The sequence below is a fragment of the Noviherbaspirillum agri genome (assembly GCF_054780595.1).
On the sequence record NZ_BAAGWA010000023.1, the window covers coordinates 25458 to 33596 of the forward strand.

Consider the following 8139-nt stretch of genomic DNA (forward strand, 5'->3'; position numbering starts at 1 on the left):
CTTAGTGTACGATTTTTTTCGTTTCGCGAGCTGCTCCCTTACTTGCCGCCGCCGAAGCTGTCTTCGACGAACGCCCGCAGTTGGGTCAGGTCGGTCTTCGCGTACGAAGCGGTCGTCTGTATCGACGCGTGTCCGAGCAACACCTGCGCGACCGGCAGCGGCGTCTGGTGGTCGACCACCAGTGCCTTAGCGTAGGCATGACGCAGCCAGTGCGGCGAGGCGGCGCGCAGCAGCGCCGCCCGCGCCAGATCGCCGGCTTGCAGGCCGCCAGCCACCGCTTCGAAGATCGCCTTCACCTCGGCGTACAGCCCGCCTTCCTGGAGCGATCCCCCTTTGAAACCATGGATCAGCGGCAGCACTTCATGTACAGCCGGAGCCATCGGCAATCCACGCGCCACGCGGTAAGCGGCCAACGGCGCGATCGCCACGGCCGGCAGGGGAATGGCGCGCGGCTTACCGCCCTTACCGTGTACGTACAGTGTCCATGGCCCGCCGTCTTCGACCTCGACGCGTGGCAGGTTGGTGTCGATCGACCACGCCAACTCCGCTAGGCGCACTCCGCCGTAGCGGTACAGCACCCAGATCGCGCGGCGACGCAAGGATGCGAGATTGTTGGTGCGGACCGCCGCAGCAGCCATCCAGGCATCGCATGCGGCGAGCGTATCCGGCGGCAGGAATCGCCGCGGCGCAAAACCGGTGCGCGCCTGCGTCCCTGCGACCAAGCCGGACGCCGGGTTCGCGATCAGGTAGCCGGTGTCGAACCAGTGCTGGTACAGGCTGGCGACGACAGCCAGCGCCCGTGCCTGGGTATGTTCACCCGGGGCCGTCACGCGCTGCCTGCCATCGGCCGCGACGGAGGCGCACGTCGCGCGCAGACTATCGCGGTAGGCGAGCAAATCGTTGCGCGTGAGGTCGGACAGCGGCCCGAGATTCCGGTCGCGGCACCAGGCGACCAGCCTGCGCAGATCGGCCGCATACGCACGCAGCGTGTGGCGCGACCGACTCGCGCGCTCGCGCAGGAACAGGGCAACGGCCTGGGCGTCGTCGATCACTGCCAGCGTGTTCGTGGCGCCGTACCGATTCACAAACCGTCCGGCACGCCAAAGCCATGCAACCAGGGCGCCCGTATGCCGCGGCTCAATCGCGGCCAGCCACGCGTGCGCGCCGTCAACATCCTGCAGCATCGGCATCGTGCCTTCCATGCGCCTGAAGCGCCGGCGGTGCGCAAGGAGCAACCGTTCCAGGACGTCCTGCGGGTCTGGTGCGTCGACGACCGGTGCCGTGCGGACCCGGCCGCCTTCCCACCACTCGACAGCCTCGGGATGATCGAGCAGCAGCTGGAACACGGCCGCCTTGGCGGCCTTCGCCTCGCCGAATGAGGCAAATCTCTGCTTCATCCGGATCAGCGTCCAGCGTTCGTAGCAGGCGTGGCCGAGCACATGGGTCAGGTACGCGAGCGCGGCGTCGACAGTGTCCGGCATCGGTGCCGGCGGCGCGACGCCATGGTCGAGCCAGCGCTGCATGGTCAGCCTCCCTTGCGGCGCGGCGCCGCGCGCTTGACGCCCGGCGCGGGGGTAGCGCGCTGTTTCGGCGCCGGCGTCTTGGCGATCGCGGCGCGCATCAATTCGTCGAGCTGCGCCCGCTGGCTGGCGTTGACCGCCTTCAGGGCATTTGCCTCGCCGACAGCGGCCTGTCGCTGGTCGCGCTCAGCCGCCGCTTCAGACTCGGCATGCGCGACCGCTTCTTCCAGCGTCGCGATGCGGCGCTCGGCGAATTTCAGCTGCGAGGCCAGGCGGCTGTGTTCCTGCTGCAGCGCTTGCCGCTGCTGTGCCGTTTCCTGAAGTAGTTGCTTGGACAAGCCTTCGTACCGGTGCTGGACGGCCGCCAGGCTTTCCGCATGGGATTGTTCGAGCGCGGCGGCGTGCGCGCGCGCCGCCTGCAATTCCGCCTGGAGCGCGTCTTGGCTTTGTCCCAGCGATGCCAGCTGCGCCTGGGCCGCGGCCAGATCGGTGCGCGCCTGCGCCAACTCGGCATCGCGCGCGGCCAGCAGGCCGCGCACGGCGTCCAGTTCTGCCCGGAGCATGTCCACCCGCACATTCGACTCGGCCAGGGCCGCCTGCGCCGCCTCGACCGACTGCCGGGCCTCGGCCTTGAGCTTGACGACGTCGTCGAGCTGGACCGACACCGCGGCGTGCCACAGTTGCCGCATCTGCTCGGCGATGTCGGCCGGGATGTCGGGCAGCGCGAGGTCGGCCAGGCCGGCGGCCACGACTTCGGACTCGACCGCGTTGATCGCGCGGCCGAGCGTGGCCGGGTCGCCGCCGCCCAGCCGTGCGCTCAGCTTGCGCACGGAGACGATGCGGCGGAAGCGCTCGCGCGTGGCGGGCGCGGCGTCGTGCGCCTCGGCCAGCATGGCGAGGATGGTGGAACGGATCTGGTCGGGCGTGGCGATGGCGGCGCGTGGCATGGGAGGCCTCCGGAAGCGGGAAATCGACCTTTATATTACATCCATTTCTAACGTTATGTAAGCTTTAAACATTATGTTTAAATAGGACGATCAAGGATAACTAATATTATCGTGAGAAAGCGAGGCGAAACGGTGTCCAGGCTGGTGGCATGCCCAAGGCGCCGAGAGGTAAAGCGGGGAAATTTGTGCGGAGAAGACCCAGTCAGCAAGTGACTGATTTAGAAGGGAATCTTGTAAGACATCGGGCTGGAACCCGCATGAATGCTAGGGGCGGCTACCGTCGTAAAATGCACGGAAATCAAAGGAACCCCATAGACCATTCTGTGCTAGAAACGAAGGCCACGGAAAGGACTGCTATGGGGCGACTGATCCACTTCATCCTCTCTTGGCGAATGACCGGAAGGCGCCCAAGGGATGCCGGCACTGTATGAATGTCGACCATGTACAACCAGCCAGAAGCGGATGTATATGGTTAGTAGATTCGGACGTTTTTATGAAGAGTGTCGCGGCGCCCTCTTGGAGGATGTACTCGTGTCGACGTGACGCGACTAGATGTCGAGAGCCGTCCCTTGCCCGAAGAAAAAGCCACTCAACGTGCGACCTTCATATCATGCGCCGCGGCCGTTCATACGACACAGTGCTCTCATAGCTGTTCTGAATACTGATAGGGAATTATGGAATGGGGCTTTAGGGTTTTATGCAATTGTCGATGAACCCGTGGATGCGGCCCAAGTCGCCTTTTTCCGAATTGACGTCAACGTGGTAACCAACAAATGTAGGTGCATCACGTGTCATTTGCATCGAGTGACCCAGTTTTTTCTTCACCATTCTGATTTTCGCGTAATACTCCGATGGCACCGCCATCGCGGTAATTAAATAATCGCCTTGAACCTCAATATGCTCCGGGGTTGGCAACGGTAGTGTAGCGTCGTCTACTAATAGGGAATGAAACCAACCGCCTTTTGCAATCCATTGGTTTTTATCGCCTGCAGTATAAGCATCGAAGAAGATCAACCTTTTGTTACTGCAAACCAAGGTAAAGTAGCCTTCACCTACCCAAGTTTCTTGCGAGCCTTTGATATACATGCCTTGCGGACTGGCGCCAATCTCCCAGACTGGAGGAAGCCGTCCGTCGTTGATAACCTGGAGCGTCTTCATCTCAGGATCCGTCAAGACATACATTTCGCTGGACCCAGCACTTGCCATTAAGTTGAACAAACTCGGCAACGCCCCCATATCACGGATATAGGTGTTGACGGCTGCGGAGACAATTTGCGCAGTGTCCATGTCGCTTGCTATGGGTTTTGCGGTAGTGGAAAAACGATGAACCCCGTATTTTGACCCTTTTTGGGCATATCGATATTTCCCGCCCAGAAAAGCCAAAGCACAAGCGCTGTAACAGGCGCCGGCGTGCGTTCCATATTTATCAGCTTTGTTCTCTCGGCCGATTGTGGTGCTGGCTCCATAATCCCTGATGATGCGTCCTAATTCCATACCAGCAAATAGATTGCCGCCATTCGAATTGATATATATTACAACGTAAGCTGGCCGAACTTTATCCAGGTAACGTCTTAAAACCTGAGGTGACGAGGAGTCGATATCGCCATCAAGATAGAAGAAGTACGGAAGCCCCAACGCCTTGTAGATGGGTTCTGGTTCCCGGTAAGTAATCGTCATAGGGGCTGCCCAACTGAATAATGGCGCGAACAGCAAAATACTAACGATATTACGAATAAGGGCCGATGCTGAAATCATTGTAGTTTCTAAGTTTTTAAGTAGTAATCGATGAAGCTGCGGATGTAGCCCACTTGCTGTTGCCCGGATTGGTATCGATCACCTGCCCGACGAGCCATTATTGATATGTGGCTTTAAAGCCGAATACCAGTTGTCATCAGCAAATGTAACAGCGGTGGACAGAGATTGTAAAATGAGTATGTCGCGGTAGCAGTGGCGAGTGGGCGCCTATGCCTAGCGAGCAGGTTCCTTGCATAATGGCGGGCACTGTCCATAGAAATCACCATTAGACATCACAGGGATACTCAGCATGGGTTTGTTCCTAGACATCGTTTCTCTCGTGGCTCAGCCGCGTCGATTTCAGGCGTGTCCGTACGGGATTTTTGGAAGAAGCGACAACAGCTCCCCCTTGGTGATCGGCAGTAAATTGAACTGTTTCTCCGATTCTTGTAGTGAAGGAATGTTCTCTTTGCCGGAATGGATGACCAAGCGCACCCGGCAGTTATCCGAAGCTTGGAGGAGATAAAGCGGGAGGTTGAAGACATGCGCCAGCGGTGTAGCGGCGTGCATGTTCACACAGTCTTATTAAATCTGCTTCTCGCCATGAGCAAGCAATTGCAAACACTTCATGGTATCGATATTGAAACTGCGCGAGGAAAGTATCGAATGTACTTGGCGTTGCAAAACGTCCGTTTCGAACTAGCCAGAGCTCTCGCAATGCTTTGTGCGGCCTTTGACATCGAGCAGAGCAATCCGAAGATGAAAACGATTGTCCTCGACTTTGCTGTTAGGCCGCGATGATTTCTAATATGACGTGAACACGCACCCCTTGCGGCATGCTCCAGCTTCGTGAACACCTAACGCAATTCGTCAGTTCCAATCATCACTTTTAGCGCATTAGCTCTTCCGCGTCGATTGGCCGCTTTGGGTCGGCTGTTCTCCTTCATTTCGCCTCGATGATCGTCTGAAAGGCCGCCGACAGCGGCCGGTGCCTCAAGAGTGGCGATCACGCACTACCGGCCAACAGCGGTCAGTGCAGACGTTTCGCAAAGCAGACAATCCCCAATTCAAGTAGTTTTGATCCATTTGACCTTGGGGATCGTTCAACATATGAGGTGCCCCACTTACCATGACGCGTAATGCCTACATACCAGTTCATCCAACTAATGGCGGCGGTGGTTGTTGTAACAGCAACCGGATGTGCATATAGGTCAGAAATTGTAGATCACGCGTTTAGCTTTGATGTGCGACGGGACAATCCTGGCGTCCGGGTACTCGATTATCGCTATGGGAGGTCGGACCAACCCAGTACCGTGATGCGTGACTGGCAAAAGGAGCGTGATCAGCGTCCACAGCAGGCGAGCATCAATGGGCCTATGCCCCGTCCAGATTCACTATATGTGAAGTGGATCGAAAAGCGTACCAAACAAGAGCACGAAGATACCGTTGATCTGAAAAGCCGGCTTCCCATCAATATCAAGAATCATCGAGTTACGTTTGTACCGAGGGGAGCGCAACTCTACGTGTACCTGATCACGCAGGAATTGCGATCGCCTAATGATCCAGTGACCGGACCGAACATGTACGCCAGCTTCAAGGCAATCACCATATATCCTGACCCTTCCAAGTAAATCAGTGAAGAGAGTGGCTACTTATAAATGAATCGCCACCAGTTTTGTAAAGACTTTCAGGCCTTTCAAAAGAGGCTGCTGACTGACCGCTTTCGGGAGCCAATAAGGGTCGATTGCCGGCGGTCGCTTCCGAACAATGAAGGTCTGTACCCGGACGTAAAGCACCCAACGTTAAGTAGCGTTGAGGCGGCGCGGTGCGGTCAGAAGAAGACACCCGATGATTTGCCTCTACGCTTGAAAGCAGACATTACGAGCTCACCATCAGCAACGAGCACTGTACACATGGACCATGGTGTCCTCGTCCAATGTGTTTGTTCGACATTTGCCGGCGAAATGTTTTCCCAACGAAGTCATGTGTCAGAAAGGCGTATTTCTCCCAACATCAGACGCGTTGGTGAACTGCTCCATCCGTGGTCGGAACACAGTGACAAACCTATTCGTTAGAGAGACAAGGAATTCCAGCACACGTCTACGTTCAGTGGCATCTTCTAGTGACGAATAACTGGTCGAGACACCGATGTAGAAAGGCGTCCAGGTTGCTTTCCATTGGAGCGGCAGCCCAATCTCCGCTTGGAGCACATCCTTTTCTTTCGTCAGTTCCTCCATAATTTCGGAGGCCCGCTCGTATCCAGACCCCATTGCCAAGTACACACCGGCTTCATTTTTACCCTTGCTTACATACGCTGATATCCAGCATTGACTACGCCCCGGTGGTAGCGCCAAAAAAACATTAGTGCTACGCCCAGGTTTAGCCGGTAGCGGTTGGCGAAGGTCGTCCAGGTTTGTTTTCAGGTAGTTGATGTATTCGGTCCAGAATTCCACGTACCACGCCGAGCCAGGATCGGCTGCCATCTCTTCCTTTAGAACTTCTGGCGTCGCCTCTTCGACAGCAGCACCGTCCTGATTGACGAGTAATACGCGACGTACAATTTCGGTCCGAGCAAGGATACGTGGCTGTACCAGATGTCCACCTAAGGGTGTCCTGTAAACCGCCGCTTCAATCAAGGCGAAAGAGAAATGAAGCGATCCATGTTGCTCCAAAAATTCTACTAGCGCCTTCGTACTAGAAGTGATGCCGTCACCGACGATCAGCAGCAGAATGTCCGCGCGCGCCAAACTCCGGTTGATGGTATCGATAAACTGTGACTCGTCGAACGGAATACTCAACTGGTCTGCTGCAAGTCTCACGCGTTCTGAGATACCACGCGAATCCGGCTTAGATGCCGCGCGCACTCTCCGATTTATCTCCTCGAAATCCCAATGCGTAATCGCTCTCGCGTAGTCGAGGATTTGTGCGATCACCTCACGCCTGGCTTCTGGATTGCGGTACAGCTTCGTTTCAACGAGTACGATTTTCCCCAAGGGCGTCACGTAGAGGATGTCGGCATATCCTGCGCCTGTATCGAGTTCCATACATAGCGGGATTAACACGCCGATAGATGGGTCAATGTCAGGCAAAGGCAAGCATTCGGGATGGGTAAATAATAGCCGCTGCAGCCATTCCTCTGAGAAGCGTGTCTCGCCTGTGCCTGAAATACGTACGCGTTCTAGCGCGGCTCCGGGTTGGTCGGGTTCGATCAAGATAGGGCGAGCGTAGGCAGTCATCAGCGTATTTTTTATTGTCTATACGCAATCATAGTACAGCATGCCAGTAAACATTTCGCACCATCGGACAAGAAGCGATTCATCGAAGATTGTGATTGGCTAATTAAGAAACTTTGAATGCCCGTCGGGCCGAACTCGCGCTTCATCACTGGCTGTAACGTGAAGTGACCATCGCAAATAATGTGGGCGACTAACTGTGTAGTCTGCTACAGAGACTCGTACTCGTTGCTGCATTGCCTGGACAATCTCTCCGTGGCAACATTCCTTAGTTCCAGATAAGGAAGGCGACAAGCTATGGATGCTTTGGAAGTTATTTTTGAACTTGGTGCCGAAGGCGGCTCGCTGACTGTCTTCGGGCGTAAAGCCGGAGAGCAATGGATTTTTCTCTTGAAGAGCGTTGACCAAAGCGAAGCTCTTATTGATGCGAACGTGGCGGCGCTAAATCAGTTGGCCTCATACCCGTCACTTCACGAGGTATTCGGGGCAATGGATCGATATCCCTGGCACCGTCTTTACCCATTGCGCGTTCATCCGTTATTCAGGGATCAAATCCATAAGGAAGTTCAGTCTCGCTATGCTAGTGTCCTGAGTTAGAAGTTCGAAGACAAAATCGTTCGATGCTGGCCAGGATGTCGTCGGCGGATTTGGTCCAGACAAACGGCTTGGGGTCGGCGTTATTGATTCTCAGGTAATGCCGAATGG

At 56.1% G+C, this 8139-nt stretch carries 7 protein-coding genes and 1 pseudogene; 2 read left to right on the plus strand and 6 right to left on the minus strand.

Annotation, left to right across the window (positions count from 1 at the left end):
- Positions 1-38 precede the first annotated feature (38 nt).
- The 4 genes from ACYVIA_RS21720 to ACYVIA_RS21735 all read right to left on the minus strand — a co-directional run bounded on the left by ACYVIA_RS21720 (position 39) and on the right by ACYVIA_RS21735 (position 4777).
- A complete protein-coding gene (locus tag ACYVIA_RS21720; protein WP_460844321.1) occupies positions 39-1523 on the minus strand; it encodes a tyrosine-type recombinase/integrase in 1485 nt (494 codons plus the stop codon).
- Positions 1524-1525: 2 nt separating this feature from the next.
- Positions 1526-2467, minus strand: a complete 942-nt coding sequence (locus ACYVIA_RS21725) for a DNA-binding protein (RefSeq protein ID WP_460844323.1) — start codon at positions 2465-2467, stop codon at positions 1526-1528.
- A gap of 687 nt (positions 2468-3154) precedes the next feature.
- Complete coding sequence (locus ACYVIA_RS21730) at positions 3155-4222, minus strand: COG3904 family protein (RefSeq protein ID WP_460844325.1); 1068 nt, start codon at positions 4220-4222, stop codon at positions 3155-3157.
- A gap of 339 nt (positions 4223-4561) precedes the next feature.
- On the minus strand, positions 4562-4777 hold the full coding sequence (locus ACYVIA_RS21735; protein WP_460844326.1) for a hypothetical protein: 216 nt from the start codon (positions 4775-4777) through the stop codon (positions 4562-4564).
- Positions 4778-5340: 563 nt separating this feature from the next.
- Here ACYVIA_RS21735 and ACYVIA_RS21740 point away from each other — a divergent pair.
- Positions 5341-5832, plus strand: coding sequence for a hypothetical protein (locus ACYVIA_RS21740; RefSeq protein ID WP_460844328.1), 492 nt, complete (start codon positions 5341-5343; stop codon positions 5830-5832).
- A 357-nt stretch (positions 5833-6189) separates the two neighbouring features.
- On the opposite strand, the gene ACYVIA_RS21745 is transcribed toward ACYVIA_RS21740, so the two are convergent.
- A complete protein-coding gene (locus tag ACYVIA_RS21745) occupies positions 6190-7437 on the minus strand; it encodes a DUF4268 domain-containing protein (RefSeq protein ID WP_460844329.1) in 1248 nt (415 codons plus the stop codon).
- Positions 7438-7731: 294 nt separating this feature from the next.
- Between ACYVIA_RS21745 and ACYVIA_RS21750 the strand changes: the two genes are divergently transcribed.
- A complete protein-coding gene (locus tag ACYVIA_RS21750; RefSeq protein WP_460844331.1) occupies positions 7732-8031 on the plus strand; it encodes a hypothetical protein in 300 nt (99 codons plus the stop codon).
- Here ACYVIA_RS21750 and ACYVIA_RS21755 read toward each other — a convergent pair.
- Positions 8015-8139: pseudogene (locus ACYVIA_RS21755) on the minus strand (IS630 family transposase); the annotation flags it as partial. The gene ACYVIA_RS21750 and the pseudogene ACYVIA_RS21755 sit on opposite strands and share 17 nt — an antisense overlap.